This is a genomic window from Rhodococcus sp. W8901 (genome assembly GCF_013348805.1).
In the GTDB taxonomy this organism is placed as follows: domain Bacteria; phylum Actinomycetota; class Actinomycetes; order Mycobacteriales; family Mycobacteriaceae; genus Prescottella.
Map to the genome: position 1 here is coordinate 617,845 of NZ_CP054690.1, position 15,621 is coordinate 633,465.

Annotated in this window: 19 protein-coding genes and 1 pseudogene; 11 read left to right on the forward strand and 9 right to left on the reverse strand. The window is 67.4% G+C overall.

Translation table 11 applies throughout. The annotated features are described in order from the left end of the window. Positions 1–3 precede the first annotated feature (3 nt). The gene (locus HUN07_RS02790) at positions 4–1,038 is read left to right on the forward strand and encodes an aspartate-semialdehyde dehydrogenase (RefSeq protein WP_174907792.1); all 1,035 of its coding nucleotides are present in this window, start codon (positions 4–6) and stop codon (positions 1,036–1,038) included. 69 nt (positions 1,039–1,107) lie between these two features. Here the strand turns inward: HUN07_RS02790 and HUN07_RS02795 are convergent, their stop codons facing one another. Continuing rightward, positions 1,108–1,449: an Imm51 family immunity protein gene (locus HUN07_RS02795; RefSeq protein ID WP_114721181.1), complete on the reverse strand. Its 342-nt coding sequence runs from the start codon at positions 1,447–1,449 to the stop codon at positions 1,108–1,110. A gap of 161 nt (positions 1,450–1,610) precedes the next feature. Between HUN07_RS02795 and HUN07_RS02800 the strand changes: the two genes are divergently transcribed. Then, positions 1,611–3,131, forward strand: a complete 1,521-nt coding sequence (locus HUN07_RS02800; RefSeq protein WP_174907794.1) for an acyl-CoA carboxylase subunit beta — start codon at positions 1,611–1,613, stop codon at positions 3,129–3,131. A gap of 4 nt (positions 3,132–3,135) precedes the next feature. Here the strand turns inward: HUN07_RS02800 and HUN07_RS02805 are convergent, their stop codons facing one another. The 4 genes from HUN07_RS02805 to HUN07_RS02820 form a co-directional block, all read right to left on the reverse strand. After that, complete coding sequence (locus tag HUN07_RS02805; protein ID WP_217487176.1) at positions 3,136–3,405, reverse strand: hypothetical protein; 270 nt, start codon at positions 3,403–3,405, stop codon at positions 3,136–3,138. A 294-nt stretch (positions 3,406–3,699) separates the two neighbouring features. Next, positions 3,700–4,245, reverse strand: a complete 546-nt coding sequence (locus HUN07_RS02810) for a hypothetical protein (protein ID WP_114721179.1) — start codon at positions 4,243–4,245, stop codon at positions 3,700–3,702. A 275-nt stretch (positions 4,246–4,520) separates the two neighbouring features. After that, the gene (locus tag HUN07_RS27565) at positions 4,521–4,862 is read right to left on the reverse strand and encodes a sigma factor-like helix-turn-helix DNA-binding protein (RefSeq protein WP_254622769.1); all 342 of its coding nucleotides are present in this window, start codon (positions 4,860–4,862) and stop codon (positions 4,521–4,523) included. A gap of 9 nt (positions 4,863–4,871) precedes the next feature. Beyond that, positions 4,872–5,795 carry a hypothetical protein gene (locus HUN07_RS02820; protein ID WP_174907796.1) on the reverse strand — a complete coding sequence of 308 codons (924 nt, stop codon included), beginning with the start codon at positions 5,793–5,795 and terminating at the stop codon, positions 4,872–4,874. A gap of 257 nt (positions 5,796–6,052) precedes the next feature. Between HUN07_RS02820 and HUN07_RS02825 the strand changes: the two genes are divergently transcribed. The 6 genes and pseudogenes from HUN07_RS02825 to HUN07_RS02850 all read left to right on the forward strand — a co-directional run bounded on the left by HUN07_RS02825 (position 6,053) and on the right by HUN07_RS02850 (position 12,490). After that, complete coding sequence (locus HUN07_RS02825; protein ID WP_174907798.1) at positions 6,053–7,912, forward strand: multicopper oxidase family protein; 1,860 nt, start codon at positions 6,053–6,055, stop codon at positions 7,910–7,912. 157 nt (positions 7,913–8,069) lie between these two features. Then, positions 8,070–8,558, forward strand: a complete 489-nt coding sequence (locus HUN07_RS02830; protein ID WP_174907800.1) for a DUF1269 domain-containing protein — start codon at positions 8,070–8,072, stop codon at positions 8,556–8,558. After that, positions 8,559–8,929 (forward strand): annotated as a pseudogene (locus HUN07_RS02835) (AI-2E family transporter); the annotation flags it as partial. Positions 8,930–9,052: 123 nt separating this feature from the next. Next, positions 9,053–10,591 carry an arylsulfatase gene (locus HUN07_RS02840; RefSeq protein WP_174907802.1) on the forward strand — a complete coding sequence of 513 codons (1,539 nt, stop codon included), beginning with the start codon at positions 9,053–9,055 and terminating at the stop codon, positions 10,589–10,591. Between the two features lie 5 nt (positions 10,592–10,596). Next, positions 10,597–11,538 carry an HAD family hydrolase gene (locus tag HUN07_RS02845; protein ID WP_174907804.1) on the forward strand — a complete coding sequence of 314 codons (942 nt, stop codon included), beginning with the start codon at positions 10,597–10,599 and terminating at the stop codon, positions 11,536–11,538. Between the two features lie 76 nt (positions 11,539–11,614). Continuing rightward, positions 11,615–12,490 carry a formylglycine-generating enzyme family protein gene (locus HUN07_RS02850; RefSeq protein ID WP_174914379.1) on the forward strand — a complete coding sequence of 292 codons (876 nt, stop codon included), beginning with the start codon at positions 11,615–11,617 and terminating at the stop codon, positions 12,488–12,490. 64 nt (positions 12,491–12,554) lie between these two features. Here HUN07_RS02850 and HUN07_RS02855 read toward each other — a convergent pair whose 3' ends face one another. Together HUN07_RS02855 and HUN07_RS27240 are read right to left on the reverse strand one after the other, a co-directional pair. After that, positions 12,555–13,154, reverse strand: a complete 600-nt coding sequence (locus HUN07_RS02855; protein WP_174907806.1) for a hypothetical protein — start codon at positions 13,152–13,154, stop codon at positions 12,555–12,557. Between the two features lie 98 nt (positions 13,155–13,252). After that, positions 13,253–13,387: a hypothetical protein gene (locus tag HUN07_RS27240; RefSeq protein ID WP_302675472.1), complete on the reverse strand. Its 135-nt coding sequence runs from the start codon at positions 13,385–13,387 to the stop codon at positions 13,253–13,255. Between the two features lie 9 nt (positions 13,388–13,396). Between HUN07_RS27240 and HUN07_RS02860 the strand changes: the two genes are divergently transcribed. Then, entirely contained in the window at positions 13,397–13,552 is a 156-nt protein-coding gene (locus HUN07_RS02860; protein ID WP_174907808.1) for a hypothetical protein, read from the forward strand. Positions 13,553–13,604: 52 nt separating this feature from the next. Beyond that, positions 13,605–14,042, forward strand: a complete 438-nt coding sequence (locus HUN07_RS02865) for an SRPBCC family protein (RefSeq protein ID WP_174907810.1) — start codon at positions 13,605–13,607, stop codon at positions 14,040–14,042. A gap of 32 nt (positions 14,043–14,074) precedes the next feature. On the opposite strand, the gene HUN07_RS02870 is transcribed toward HUN07_RS02865, so the two are convergent. Then, positions 14,075–14,461 (reverse strand): TraR/DksA family transcriptional regulator, encoded by a 387-nt coding sequence (locus tag HUN07_RS02870; RefSeq protein WP_174907812.1) that lies wholly within the window; start codon positions 14,459–14,461, stop codon positions 14,075–14,077. A gap of 30 nt (positions 14,462–14,491) precedes the next feature. Further along, positions 14,492–14,698 carry a hypothetical protein gene (locus HUN07_RS02875; protein ID WP_174907814.1) on the reverse strand — a complete coding sequence of 69 codons (207 nt, stop codon included), beginning with the start codon at positions 14,696–14,698 and terminating at the stop codon, positions 14,492–14,494. Positions 14,699–15,072: 374 nt separating this feature from the next. On the opposite strand from HUN07_RS02875, the gene HUN07_RS02880 reads away from it, so the two are divergent. Continuing rightward, positions 15,073–15,603: a Fur family transcriptional regulator gene (locus HUN07_RS02880; protein WP_174907816.1), complete on the forward strand. Its 531-nt coding sequence runs from the start codon at positions 15,073–15,075 to the stop codon at positions 15,601–15,603. The last annotated feature ends 18 nt before the right edge of the window (positions 15,604–15,621 follow it).

Below are 15,621 nucleotides of genomic sequence, written 5' to 3' on the forward strand. Positions count from 1 at the left end.
GAGATGACCACCATCGCTGTCGTCGGTGCCACCGGTCAGGTCGGCATCGTCATGCGCACCCTGCTCGAGGAGCGCAACTTCCCCGCCGACAAGGTCCGCTTCTTCGCGTCCGCGCGCTCGGCCGGCAAGACGCTGCCGTTCCGTGGGGAGCAAATTGTCGTGGAAGATGCTGCGGACGTGTCCGATGAAGACCTGAAGGGCATCGACATCGCGCTGTTCTCGGCCGGTGCCACGCTCTCGCGTGCGCAGGCCCCGCGGTTCGCCGCGGCCGGTGCGATCGTCGTCGACAACTCGTCGGCGTGGCGCAAGGACCCCGAGGTTCCCCTCGTGGTCAGCGAGGTCAACCCGGAGGAGACCAAGAACCCGCCGAAGGGCATCATCGCCAACCCGAACTGCACCACGATGGCCGCGATGCCGGTCCTCAAGGTGCTGCACGACGAGGCGGGCCTGCAGCGCCTGATCGTCAGCAGCTACCAGGCGGTCTCCGGCAGCGGCATCGCCGGTGTCGAGGAGCTCGTCGGCCAGGTCCGCGCCGTCGCCGACGACGCCGAGAAGCTGGTGCACTCCGGCTCGGCCGTCGACTTCCCGGCCCCCGACAAGTACGTCGCGCCCATCGCGTTCAACGTGGTGCCGCTCGCCGGCGCGCTCGTCGACGACGGCAGCGGCGAGACCGACGAGGACCAGAAGCTCCGCAACGAGAGCCGCAAGATCCTCGGCCTGCCGGACCTGCTGGTGTCGGGTACGTGCGTGCGCGTGCCGGTCGTCACCGGTCACTCGCTCGCGATCAACGCCGAGTTCGAGCGTCCGCTGTCGGTGGAGCGCGCCCAGGAACTGCTGGCCGCCGCCCCCGGCGTCGAGCTGGTGGACGTGCCGAACCCGCTGGCTGCTGCCGGCGGTGACGTCTCCCTCGTCGGCCGGATCCGCCAGGATCCGGGTGCGCCCGAGGGCCGCGGTCTGGCGCTGTTCGTCTCGGGCGACAACCTGCGGAAGGGCGCGGCGCTCAACACGATCCAGATCGCCGAGCTGCTGGTCCGCTAGGGACACATCTGATCCGAAGATGCCCTGTACCGATCGCGGTACAGGGCATCTTCTGTTTCGGGGTCTTCGTCAGTCGAGTTCGGAAATGGCGACCAGCCCGCCGAGATATTCGGAATCCGAGTACGCCTTGGCCAGCAGTGCGCCGAGCTCGGCGAGAGCCTCGTGGTCGGGACCGTACGCGACGAACATTCCGGCCTCGGGATCGGTGCGGAAGCGTTCTTCCAGGTGGGGTGCGTCGCGCCCCACCACCGCGTGGGCCACCGAGGCCCAGTCGTATCCGGAACCGTCGAAACCCTCCACCTGCTCGAAGATCGCGGCCACCTTGCCGAAATGCTGGTCCGTCAGCATCAGCGACCAGTTACCCGGTGACGTCTCGAAAAGCTGCAGTGGCTCGATCGAAGGTGATGTCATGGGTGCATTGAAGCAGAACCGACCGACAGGTGTGTCTCGTCGGCCGCCGGATCGCCTCCGTCGGCGAGTCCTGATGCCGCCGAGTGTAATTCGACGTAGGTTGGCCTCGACGGTGGCCGATGGTGATCCGGCTCACGCGCGGGATCGAGAGGGTATCGACGATGGACGCTGGGAACAGTCGGGACTGGGCGCCGCTCCTGGAACGTCTGGCTGACCGTAAGTCGGCGGCGCGGGCAATGGGCGGCAGCGAGAAGGTCACCCGCTACCGGGCGACGGGACGACTCGATGCGCGCGCCCGGATCGAGTACCTGCTGGACCCGCAGTCGTTCGACGAACTCGGCCTGCTCGCGGGCGACGGCATTCCCTCCGACGCGTTCGTCGCCGGATCGGGTCTGGTCGACGGACGTCCGATCATGGTCGGCGCCGAGGACTTCACCGTCGCCGGCGGGTCCATCGGCACCGCGGCCGCCTCCAAGCGGACGCGCGCAGCCCAACTGGCACTGCGCAACCGGGTCCCGCTGGTGATGATGCTCGAGGGCGCGGGACATCGCGCGACCAACGCGCTCGAGCGGAACCGACCCGCACCCAACGACCTGCAGGCCATGGCGGACCTCTCCGGGCTGGTGCCGACGGTCGCGATCGTGACGGGACCGTCGGCCGGTCACGGGGCCCTCGCCGCGCCGCTGTCCGACTTCGTGATCATGATCGCCGGGCACGGCGCGCTGTTCACGGCCGGGCCGCCGTTGGTGGCGGCGTCCACCGGCGAGCAGATCGACAAACAAGCACTCGGCGGGCCGCAGGTCGCGATCGACGCCTCCGGTGTCGCCCACAATCTCGCCGACTCCGACGAGGCCGCGCTCGCTCTCGCCGGCCGGTACCTGTCGTACTTTCCGAGCAGCGCGTGGCAGCGGCCGCCGTGGGTGGGTCCCGAGGGCGGCAACCACGACGTGGGGGAGCGTGCACTACCGGAACTGCTGGACCTGGTCCCGGTGAACCAGAAGCGCCCCTACGACATGCGTGCCGTCATCGACCGACTGGCCGACGCCGGCACGGTCACCGAGATCCAGCCCACCTACGGGAAATCGATCATCACGGCGCTCGCGCGCATCGGCGGGCACTCGGTCGCGGTCGTCGCGAATCAGCCGAGTGTGATGGCGGGTTCGGTGACGGTCGAGGCCGCCGACAAGGCCGCGGGCTTCCTGCAGTTGGTGGGGGCGTTCCACCTGCCGGTGGTGTTCCTCGCGGACAATCCGGGGGTGATGGCGGGCAGTGCGTCCGAGAAGGCGGGCATCCTCAAGGCCAGCGCCCGGATGTTCGCCGCGCAGCACCGGTTGCGGACCCCCAAGTTCCACCTCACCGTCCGCAAGGCGTTCGGGTTCGGCAGTTCGGTGATGGGGATGAATCCGTACGACGACCAGTCCATGACGCTCGCGTTTCCCGCCGTCACCCTCGGCGGCATCCCCGCCGACGTCGGGGGCCGGACGGCGAAGGAGGACGACGAGACCCGGCGCGCGCTCGTCGAGAACGAGGCCTCCGGGCCGTGGGCGCTGGCGCAGACGCTGTTCTACGACGACGTCATCGACCCGCGCGAACTCCGCAACATCCTGATCCGCGGCCTGCGGACATCCACCCGCGACGGAGGCGGGATCGAACCCGTCGCGCACCACGGCTACCTGCGCTAGCGGCTCACGGGTGCGTCGGTGCCGTCGTACGTGCGGTAGCGGCCACGCCGGACAGCAGCGCCGCGACAGCTGCGTACCCGGCGAGCGTGGTGACCTGCGAATCGCCGAAGACGGTGGCGGGGGTGATCACCGGGATGTCGAGCAGGCCGCGGACGAGCAGGAGCCCCACCACTGCGGCGAGGGCCGCGACGATCGCGGTGGCGGCCCCGCCGGCCCACAGACGCTTCGCATCGAGAGTGGGTGCCGGCGGAGGGCCGGGCGGGTATGCGGTCATCGAGTGTTCCTTCCGGTCGCCGGTCGGGGAACCGTCCTGTGGACAACGTAGGTCGGCGACCATCCCGACGCCGTCACCCGCGGCGGGTGAAACATCGGGCGCCGGGTGTCTGTGCCGCTCCCGATGTGGACGTGTCACGGTTCGCTGGAAGCGATAGTGGTTCCACGTTCGCGGACCGCATTGCCGACATCGACGCGCAGATCGTGCTCCTGTGGTCCGCCACGTCGGCGAGCACCGGTCACCGGCGCCGGCACCCCCGACGGGTGCCGACGCCGGTGCACGACGGGCGGGCGGTCAGGCCGCCGGCATGGCCGACCCGCTGAGAAGGCCCTGGACGAATTCGGCGATGCCGTCGAGCATTCCGTCCTCGAGACTGCCGAGATCGACGCTGCCGAGCAGTCCGCCGTCCGGGACGGACACGATCTGCGGCCGGCTCACCGCCGGTTCCTCACTGTTCGGCGAAACACATTCGCCCACAACGGCGTAGAGGCCGTCAGTTAGCTCCGCGCTGAAGGTGTCCTCGTCGCCGGGGCCGACGCGCTGGGCGATGTCGGTGCGCCACGACAGGAAACCCGGGTCGTCGATCTTGCCGGGATCTGCCTCGAGTTCGGCCAGTTTGGATGACTCGAGGGCGAAGGCGCCGCACGTGCTGGTGGGCTCGCTGTTGGTGTTCTTCAGCGTGACGTTCAGTGTGTTCGCTTCCACGTTCGTCGTGACCGTCGGGCCGGTGAGCTCGACCGGTTCGGCGGATGCGAGGGCGGGTACCGCAAGCGCCGAGGCGGCGACGATCGCGGCGCCGCCGACCGTGCGGGAGAACACTTTCCGGTTACGCAACTGCATGTAGAACCCCTTCCGAAGGTGGGACGCTGGGCATGATCGGGGTGTCGGGATCGCGGCGGGATCTCCGTGTCGGGATCTCGAAACCAAGATCACCACTCCACCATCGGGGCTCGGCGCCGGGGCTGCAACAGGAGGGTCGGGCAAATGCGACATCGGCGACGTCCGTGCCGGTGTCGCAGTGATGTGACGGTTTCCCGATTCGCCGATGAGCAGCGTCGATCCGGGATGTCCCGCAATAGATAACGATACGATAACGGTATCGCTCCCGGTGTGGATCAGGCGTTGCGACTCTTGGTGTTTCGAGAGTTCGTCGCGAATTCCTCGCGGAGTCGGGCGAGCGCGCGATGCTGCGCGACCCGAACGGCGCCCGGTGTCATGCCGAGTGCGTCCGCGGTGTCGGTGGCCGTACGGCCGTCGATGATCCTCAGGTGCAGAATCGTCCGCTGCTGTGCGCTCAACGACGGGTAGCGCATCCCCTGCATCCGCGACCGGCAGAAACTCAGCACCATCGGGCGGATGCGCACCAGGACGGCGGACATCGCCGCGCGGTCTCCGAGAGCGGCGGCGACCGCGACGTCGTTCAGGTCGGTGGGGGGCGAGGCGTACCGGGTACTCACCCTGCACAGCTAACTGGTGCCGACTGGGGTCTTGCTCTCGACAACCGGTGAACTTCCTGGGAGTTCTTCCGCGGGTCCCCGCAGGAACCGTCCGATCGGTCCCTCGTCCAGCGCGAGTGCCTTGGTGACCACGGTCGCACCGACGATGATGCCGCACGCGACGAACATCCAGCCGATCGCCGTGAACACCAGCCCCAGGTCGCCGAACTTGGTCTCCGCCGACGCGACGATCCGCGGAAGAGCGACGTTACCGACGAGCCGCAGCGCCGTGAGGCCCACCGCGGTGATCGCCCCGGTCGACCACAGCACCCGGGCCGACAGGCGACGCTCGGTGAGCAGGTGCGGCACCAGGGTCCACAATCCCATCCAGACCGCGAACTGTGCCGCCAGTGCGAGCGGACCGCCGACGTACGCGAGGTCCCGCAATATCCGGGTCCCGCCGACCAGTGCGGCGGACGCCGCCACCGACGGCAGCACGGCCACCCACCGCCACCAACTCGCGAGGCGGAGTGTCGGGACGTGCCACACCCGCCCGTACAACCGGCCCAGCACGCGGGCGAAGGACGTGCCGCTGAGTATCACCATGAGCAGCCCGACGATCCCGAACGCGGCGAACGACGGATCATCGATGGAGAGGCTGTCCGGGGAGAAGTCGACGGCGTCCATATCGACACCGAACTGGTCGAAGAATCCCTTGGTGAAGTTGTCGTGGCTGCCGATCGTCGATGCCGCGATGACGACCGGCAGTACCGACGTGAACGACTGTGCCGCGAGGGTCATCGAGCGGTCGACCAACTCGATGTCGACGAGCCCCGACAAGACGCGTTGCACCGTACGGCCGGGCGCGGTGCCGCGCAGCCAGCCCTGCGCCGTTTGCGAGCGGGCCGCGAGGGCTTCCTTGGCCAGCGCCACATTGAACTTCGACGACTTCACAGCACCCCGCTCATGCCCGATGAGAAGCCGGCCGTGCCGGTCTCGATGATTCCGACAGCGTAGGCGACGTGCGCAGCCGAATCGGGTTGCCGAATCGACGAAACACGGCGGGTCCGCGCGATTCGTCCGGCTCGTCCGCAACCGTCGTCGGAATCGGGACGGATCCGGGGAAACCGGCGGGGCCCCAGGAGTCGCCGGCGTACCGTCGGGGCGACGCGATCGAACGGGCTCCGGCGGGCAACCACAGGGAGTGTGACATGAGCGGACGGATCTCGCGGCGAGCCTTCAACCGCGGCCTCGCGTGGACGGCCGGCGCCGTGGGTGTAGGGGCGATCACCGCAGGAGTGCCGGGGGTGCGGGCGCAGGATCTGGGCGATCTCGGCAATATCGACCCGTCCCGCCCGCAGTTGTTCGCGTCGCCGCGTATCGAGCCCTTCGTCGACGAACTGCCCCGCATTCCGGTGCTGTCCGGCTCGCAGCTGGAGCTGCGCGCCACGAGCACGACACATCGGTTCCACCGTGACCTCGATCCCTCTCCGGCGCTCGCGTACGGCGGCATGGACTATCTCGGTCCCACCATCGAGGCGCACAGCAACGACCCGCTGACGGTGTCCTACCGCAACGAGATCGGGGTCCATCCCCTCGCCGCGGACTTCGACACCACACTGCACGGCGTGACCGAGCAGGATCGGACGTCGGTGCCCACGTCGATGCATCTGCACGGCGCCGTGACACCTCCCGAGCACGACGGGCACCCCGCGTTCCTGCAGCGGCCGGGACAGGGGCACGTCCATCACTACCCGAACGGCCACGAGGCCACCCAACTCTGGTACCACGATCACGCGATGGGGATCACCCGCCTCAACGTGTACGCCGGACTCGCCGGGATGTTCCTGTTGCGGGACGAATTCGACACGGGTGCAACCGGTAACGCGTGGGGGCTGCCGTCGGGGGAGTTCGAGATTCCGCTGGTCCTGCAGGAGAAGATCTTCACCGCGGACGGACGGCAGAGCATCCGGGCCACCCCGCTGGTGCCGCAGGGGCGGTGGGACGGCGGAACCCCGGGCGACGTGGGGGTGGTGAACGGCAAGATATGGCCGGAACTCGAGGTAGCGCGGGGCTTCTACCGCCTGCGCATCGTCAGCGCCGCGTCCTTCAGCGTGTGGAATCTGTTCTTCGGCAACCGGATGCGGTTCTGGATTCTCGGCATGGAGGGCGGGCTCCTGCCCGCGCCCGTAGCCTCCGACCGCGTGCGGCTCGCACCCGGAGAGCGGGTCGATCTCCTCGTCGACTTCGGGGCACTGGAACCCGGTGCGACGGTGGAACTCTGCAACGACGAGCCCCCGCCGCTCGGGGCGTCCCAGCGCGGTGCCCGGGCGATGCCGCTATTCTGCCGGTTCCGGATGTCGGCGGGACGCGGCTTCTCCGGGCGGGTTCCGGAGACGCTGCGCGGAGGGTCGGGGCAGCCCGCGGATCTGGAACCGGTGCCGACGCCGCAGGTGCAGCGAACGGTCACTGTGATGCAGTTGATCGACCAGTCGACCGGCGGAACGATCATGTCGCTCAACAACCTGATGTTCGGCGACCCCGACATCGAGATGCCTCGGCAGGGCACCGTCGAACAGTGGAACATCGTCAACGTCGCGCCTGAGCCGCACCCGATTCACCTCCACCTGGTGAACTTCCGCGTGCTGGGCCGGCAGAACATCGATGTCGCGGCGTACACCAGGCAGTACCCGCAGCCACCGATCGGTACCAAGTGGACGCCGCCCGCCGACGACTTCGTCACCTCCCCGCTCGCACCGCCGGAGCCGTGGGAGACCGGTTCGAAGGACACAGTCATCGCGGATCCGGGGACGATCACCCGGATCGTCGCGGTGTTCCCGACCGCCGAGCGCCTCGGTTTCGACCCCGATGCGACCTTCGGGGTGGGAGAGATCTCCGCCCCGGTGGAGGCCTCACCTCAGATGCCCGACCACCGGATGCCCGCCCCTGCGGGACACGATGCCGCGCCGGCGGCGGCGGGTCCGTTGCAGGGGTACGTGTGGCACTGCCACATGCTCGACCACGAGGACCACGACATGATGCTGGGATTCCGCACCGTCGCCGGGGGATGAGGAGTAGGCGAGGGCCGATTCGAGATTCTGGGGCCCCGCGGACCGGAGTGTCCGCGGGGCAGTTCATCCGATGGGTGTGAGGCCGCCGAGGCGATTCTGTTCGTACGGTGCCTGAGAGGCCGATGTGGCTGGATCCCACCATCTCGAGGAGTTTCGCATGGCAGGAACGCTGACCGTCTGGAAGTTCGCGTCTCCGTCCGGAGCGGACACCGCCGTCGCGACGTTGGAAGCCCTGCAGAAGCAGGAATTGATCACCGTTCACGATGCGGCAGTGGTGAGTTGGCCGGAGGGGAGGAGGAAGCCGAAGACTCACCAGCTCGCCGATCTCGCGGGCGCGGGCGCGCTCGGCGGCGCCTTCTGGGGGCTGCTGTTCGGCATTCTGTTCTTCATCCCACTGATCGGGGTGGCCGTCGGTGCCGCCGTCGGCGCACTGACAGGGGCGCTGACCGACGTCGGAATCGACGACGACTTCATCAAGCGGCTCAAGGAACAGATCACCCCCGGAACCTCGGCCCTGTTCGTGTTGACGTCCGACGCGACGGTCGATCGCGTGCACGACGAATTCCATGGTCAGCACGCCGAACTGATCTCCACGAACCTGTCCCATGAGCAGGAGGCGCACTTTCGCGAGGTGTTCGCGGACTGACTGCCCGACGGCGGGCCGGGTCTCATGGTGTGGGTGATCGCGGTCTACTGCGTGATCAATTTCGTCATCCAGTCGATCATCCAGCCGAAGTTCGTCGGCGACGCCGTCGGCATCAGCGGACGATGACCTTCCTGGCGCTGGTGTTCTGGGCCTGGGTGCTCGGCCCGCTGGGTGCGCTGCTTACAATTCCGATGACGCTTCTGGTCAAGGCGATGCTGCTGGACATAGACCCCGCCACCCGTTGGGTGAACGTCCTGATCGGCGAGAAGGCGGAGGACGTTGCGGTTCCGCCGGACCCCGACATTCCCTCTCCTGCAAAGGAAGTCGATGATCCGAGTCCTGAGCCGGAGTCGGTCGTGCCGGCGACGTGACATCTGTGTCCTCGTCGGTCGCCCGAGCCTCATCCCGAACGGGTGATGTGGACGGCCGGCGGAGGGCGCACCCTGATGGGGACACGGACTCAACGACATGCGGAGCGGACGAGGAGATGTGCGATGCCGGACTCGAAGCCGAACATTCTGGTGATCTGGGGCGATGACATCGGCATCTCCAACCTCAGTTGCTACAGCGACGGACTGATGGGATACCGGACGCCGAACATCGATCGTCTCGCCGACGAGGGCATGAAGTTCACCGACTCCTACGGTGAGCAGAGTTGCACCGCCGGCCGCGCCTCATTCATCACCGGCCAGAGCGTCTACCGGACGGGGATGAGCAAGGTCGGCATGCCGGGCGTCGAGATCGGTCTCTCGGCTGAGGACCCGACCATTGCGGAACTGATCAAACCGCTCGGGTATGCCACCGGTCAGTTCGGTAAGAACCACCTCGGTGACCTGAACAAGTACCTGCCGACCGTGCACGGTTTCGACGAGTTCTTCGGCAACCTCTATCACCTCAATGCCGAGGAGGAGCCGGAACTCCCGGACTACCCCGACGCGGATCTGTATCCCCGCCTGTACAACCTGCAACGGCCGCGGGGCGTCCTGCGCTCCTGGGCCACCGATGAGGACGATTCCACCGAGGATCCGCGCTTCGGCCGCGTCGGCAAGCAACGGATCGAAGACACCGGTCCGCTGACCAAGAAGCGGATGGAGACCATCGACGACGAGATCGCCGATGCCTGCATCGACTTCATCCGGCGCAAGCACGACGAGGACACGCCCTTCTTCGTGTGGCTGAACTTCACCCACATGCACCTGCGGACGCATACCAAGCCGGAAAGCCTGGGGCAGTCCGGCATCTGGCAGTCGCCGTACCACGACACGATGATCGACCACGACAAGAATGTCGGCTCCGTGCTCGATGTCCTGGACGAGCTCGGTCTGGCCGAGGACACGATCGTCATCTACAGCACCGACAACGGCCCGCACGCCAACACGTGGCCGGACGGTGCGACCACACCCTTCCGCAGTGAGAAGGACACCAACTGGGAAGGGGCATTCCGGGTTCCGCAGGTGATCCGGTGGCCAGGGAGGATCGAAGCGGGGGCGGTCTCCAACGACATCGTCCAGCATCACGACTGGCTCCCCACGTTCCTCGCGGCGGCCGGTGACACGGACATCGTCGACAAGCTGAAGTCCGGGCACGCCCCCGGCGACAAGACCTACAAGGTCCATATCGACGGCTACAACCTGCTGCCCTACCTCACCGGGGAGGTGGAGCGGAGCCCGCGCCGGGGCATGGTCTACTTCTCGGACGACTGCGACGTGCTGGGTGTGCGGTTCGAGAACTGGAAGATCGTCTTCATGGAGCAGCGGGTACAGGGCACACTGGGGATCTGGGCGGAGCCGTTCACGGAACTGCGGGTACCGAAGCTGTTCAACCTCCGCACCGATCCGTTCGAGCGGGCCGACTCGACGTCGAACACGTACTGGGACTGGTTCCTCGACCACGATTACATCGCCCTCTACGGCACCGCGATCGCTACCGCCTTCCTCGACACGTTCAAGGAGTTTCCGCCGCGGCAGGAGCCAGCCACCTTCACGATCGATCATGCGGTGAAGAAGCTGCACGCCTTTCTGTCGCGGGACTGACCGGCATGGTGAATGCACTCGAGTCGTGGGCCGACGGGGGAACAAGATCCGCCATAGTCGATTTCGTGGATCGGGTCACGGCGGCCGGCGGACCGGACTTCGTCGAACCCGAGGACCGGGTGGCGGTCTTCGACAACGACGGCACACTCTGGTGCGAGAAGCCGATGCCCATCCAACTCGACTTCACCGTGCGGCGCTTCGCCGAGATGGCTACGGGCGAACCCGATCTGCGCCAGAAACAGCCGTGGAAGGCGGCCTACGAGAATGACCTTCAGTGGCTCGGCACGGCGATGGTCAAGCATTATCAGGGCGACGACGGCGATCTGAAGCTGCTGATGGGCGCGGTCACCGCCGCGTTCGACTCGGTCACCGTCGAGAATTACGACGCGCGGGTCCGGGCCTTCTTCGCCGGGGCGGATCACCCGACGCTCGGCCGCCCCTATTACGGGTGCGGATACACGCCGATGGTCGAGTTGTTGCGTTACCTCGAGGAGAACGGCTTCACGACCTACATCGCGTCCGGTGGTGACCGCGACTTCATGCGCCCGGTCGCCGGAAGGCTCTACGGGCTGCCGCCGGAACGCATCATCGGCAGCGCGCTCGGTCTGTCGTACCGCGAGGGCGAGGACACCACCGATCTGCTCTACAAGGCCGCGATGGATTTCTTCGACGACGGACCGGAGAAGCCCGTCCGGATCTGGAGCAGGATCGGGCGGCGGCCGATCCTGTCGGTCGGCAACTCCAACGGCGACCTTCCGATGCTGGCGTTCTCCGGGCAACCCGACCGCCCGTCCCTGCGGATGGTGATCCTGCACGACGATGCCGAACGCGAGTTCGACTACGTCGCCGGTGCCGAACAGGCCCTCGATCAAGCGCGAGAGAAGGACTGGACCGTGGTAAGCATGAAGAACGACTGGACGAACGTCTTCTCGACGGCCGTCACCTGACCCCGAAGAGGAGCGAGGCCCAGTGGGTGATTCGGCATTCTCCGACCTCCGAGACGTACCGGCGCAGACATTCACGATGGGCTCGGATCGGCACTACCCGGAGGAGGGCCCGGCGCACCGTGTGAAGGTCGATGCCTTCGCCATCGAGACCCATCAGGTCACCAATGCGCAGTACGCGCGTTTCGTGCGGGACACCGGCTACGTCACGGTGGCCGAGAGGCCGTTGGACCCCGCCGATTTCCCGGGGGCGCCCGTGGAGAACCTGCAGCCCGGATCGATGGTCTTCACACGCACCGCCGGTCCGGTCGATCTCCGGCACCTCAGTCAATGGTGGACCTGGACGATCGGGGCGTCCTGGCAGCGCCCCACAGGCCCCGGATCGTCGACCGCCGGGCTCGGGGACCACCCCGTCGTTCATGTCGCGCACGAGGATGCAGCGGCGTACGCGCAATGGGCGGGACGGTCGCTGCCCACCGAGGCGCAGTGGGAGGCCGCTGCGCGGGGTGGGCTGGACGGCGCCGACTTCACATGGGGCAAGGACGGCGAAGCGGACGACGAGCGTCTCGCGAACTTCTGGCACGGCGACTTCCCCTGGCGAGCGGATTCCGGGTACGGCACCACCGCAGCGGTCGGCAGCTATCCGTCGAACGGGTACGGCCTGCACGACATGGCGGGCAACGTGTGGGAATGGACGGCCGACTGGTACTCGGACCGACATGCCGACTCGGCGGACTCGTGCTGCGCACCGCTCAATCCGCGTGGGCCGGACGTGTCGCAGAGCTTCGACAGCCGTCAGCCCCAGTTCCAGGTGCCCCGCAAGGTGATCAAGGGCGGCTCGTTCCTGTGCGCCGACAGCTACTGCCGCCGCTATCGGCCCGCGGCGCGCCGACCCCAGATGGTCGACACGGGGATGAGCCACATCGGATTCCGGTGCGTGGCGGGCGCCGCGTAGTCGAATCCGGACGGGCTCCGAACAGGTTGCGGCTCATGGTCGGCCGGGCCGCCGGGGCGACGGGTCAGGGATTTCCGTCCATAGCCGAGCAAGCGGGCAGGCCGAGTTGCTCGATCCGGCTGTTGAAGTCCTCGATCCGGTCGAGGTCCGTCGTGGTCAACCCGGCGTCTGCATCGGCGGCCAGATCCAGGATCCGCTGCGCTCCGTTCACGCTGAGCCCGTCGGGGCTGGAATCGATCACTGCGACAACATCGGTGGTGAGTTTCCTCCACGCGCGATGGGACGCGTCGAGGATGGCCTTGATCTGACGACCGTCGGAGACGGGCGGTTCCGGCATCTCGATCAACGTGTCGAGCGCAGGCAGGCTCGCGACGAGGGCGCTGCGGGTATTCGTGATGTTCGCCGGTGACAGTGCGGAGCTGGCGGGAATCTCGTCGAGCGCCTCTGTGGCGTCGGCGAGGGGTCCGTAGGCCGTGCAGAAGGCGTCGGCCCACGTTTCCAGGTCGGAGGCGACGGTATCCGGCGGCCGACTCGATGCGACGACCCCCTCCTCGCTCGTCGGTGTGCCTTCCAGTTCGGTCGCGCAACCCGCGATGCCGATCGCCGCGATCGCCGCGATCACCAGCCCCGACGATTCGCGCCGTCCTCGGTCCTTGACGAACATCTTCCCCCCCAGAGAAACGTACGTGTACGCCCAGGCTAACGGGGGAGCCGGCCCGATCCGCACACCGCCCCGGTGAACGGCCCGGCGGTCGACGTCGGCTACCAGGCGGAGTCGCCGCGGCGCACGGCGCCGCCGTCGACGAAGACGACGTGGCCGGTGACGTGCGAATTCTCCGGGGAAACAAGCCGGGACAGCAGCGTGGCAATCTGTGCCAGGTCGCCAGTTTGTGCCACGCTGTCAATGTGCTCGAGACGCACTCTCGGATGCGACCGCTGCTGGCGGGGCGGGCCGGGCCCGATCTGGACGACCCCGAGGGGCCGGCCGACGTGGGTGAGCTGGCGGCGTCCGCGCTGTCCGTCCTACGCCTCGATGTCCAGATTCCGGCGCGAAGCGACTAGCTCGACGAATCCGTTCGACAGACAACATGTTTCGGCAGACAAGGAGACAATCATGGTTCGGTCACTGGTGAGAAGCGTCGTGGTTTCGGCAGATCCCGATCGGGTCTGGTCCCACATCGGCGACTTCGACCGGCTCGGCGCGTGGCATCCGGGCGTCCCGCCCTCGGAGCTCGAGGGCGACACGGAGCCGACCGAGGTCGGTGCAATCCGTGTCTTCTCGATCGACGGGCGTGTCGTCGCCCGGGAGCTTCTCGTCGGCCGCGATGCAGCGGCGCGCACGTACAGCTACCAGGTGCTCGACCCGATGCTGCCGATCAGCGACTACATCGCCACCCTCGCGGTGCGGCCGCACGCCGGCGGCACCGAGATTCATTGGAGCGCGGAGTATCAGGCCGACGACGACGCGGCGGTCGCGACGGTGGAGCAGATGTTCGGCGACGGGGTCTATGTCACCGGACTCAACGCTGTGGCAACGTATTTCGCGGACTAGCCGCGCACCGACCGCCGGCTCGTCGTCGCTTGCTAGTGGCGACGAGCCGAGCAGTCGATACACATCGTGGCGGCGGGCACCGCATCGAGTCGGGCCTCGGTGATCGGTGTTCCGCATCGGACGCAGACGCCGTACGTGCCGTTCTCGAGGCGCTGTGTTGCCGCCGCCAGGTCCTCCAGGTCGCGGCGAGCGTCGTCGAGCAGGGCCGAGACCTGGGCACGCTCGAAGGCGATGGTCGAGCCTTCGGGATCGTGCTCGTCGTCGTCCGTGGTGAACTCCGATCCCTCCACTATTCCGGTGAATCGCTGGTTGAGTGCGGCGATGCGGCGCTCCGTGTCGGCGCGTTCCCGGGCGATCCGGGCCCGATGCCGGGAGGCGGTCGCGTCCGCGTCGGCTCCTGCGGGGGTGTCGTCGACCATGGGTGTTCCTCCATCGAAGCCGGTTCGCGGTTACCGAAAGTTGATCAGTAGCCCGGCCATCCACACGCAAGCCAGGGTGAAGGCTGTGATCAAAACGGCCTCGAGCAGCGTGGTGCCGACCATCAGTGCGAACAATCCGGGCACGAACACGATGAGTGCGATGCACAGCAGCCATGCCAATCGCAGTGACGTGGTTCGTATCCCGGCCCGCCGCGCGCGTTGTGGAGCCTCGCACATGTCGTCTCCCGTGAGCTGTGGTGCGCTCCTGTCGTCTGTGCCGTGCAGTACGCACCCGACGGTAGCGGAGTGGTAGCGGAGGCGTGTGGGGAATCGTCCGAATTGTACTGCGGTGCAGAGATTGGCCGAATCGATCGCGTGGATGTGGTTGCGGGCGAATCCATCCCGCTTCGGGTTCCGGGTGCAGATCATTGCACCCGCGCGGCCGGTGACGGTGCGGCCGGTTCGCCGCGCGCACCGGGGCGGGGATTGCCTCTGTCCGGAGGGTCGCCCGGCCCGCGGTCCTCGCCGGACGGCCCGGGTTCGCGCGACCGCCGCATCCTGGAGGTTGTCGTTCTTTTGACTTATTCCAGAAAAGGGGCATACTGGGAACCATGCAACACGGAGAGCACGGCATCGAACCCCGCACCCTGCTGAGGGAAGCGGGCCTACGTGTCACGGCTCCCCGGGTTGCGGTTCTGAATGCTGTTGCCGCGAATCCGCATTCGGATGCGGAGGAGATCGCTGCCGAGGTGCGTCGTCAGCTCGGGACCGTCTCCACCCAGGGCGTCTACGACGTGCTGGGGGCCTGTGTCCGGGCGGGTCTGCTGCGCCGGATCGAACCTGCGGGTTCCCCGGCACGGTACGAGACCCGCGCCGCGGACAACCATCACCACTTGGTGTGCCGCTCGTGCGGCACGGTCGTCGATGTGGACTGCGTCGTCGGCCACGCTCCCTGCCTGGAGCCCTCGAACGACCACGGCTTCGAGATCGACGAGGCCGAGGTGGTGTTCTGGGGTCTGTGCGGCGGTTGCCGAAGTGTTTCGGCGAAAACCACAGCAGAGACCGTTGCCAGCTCACAGAATCAAGACGATGTGCCCGGATCGGGCGGGTCGAACCATTCGAAGACAGCCACAGCCCACTAGTGCCAGGAGGCTTCGCAA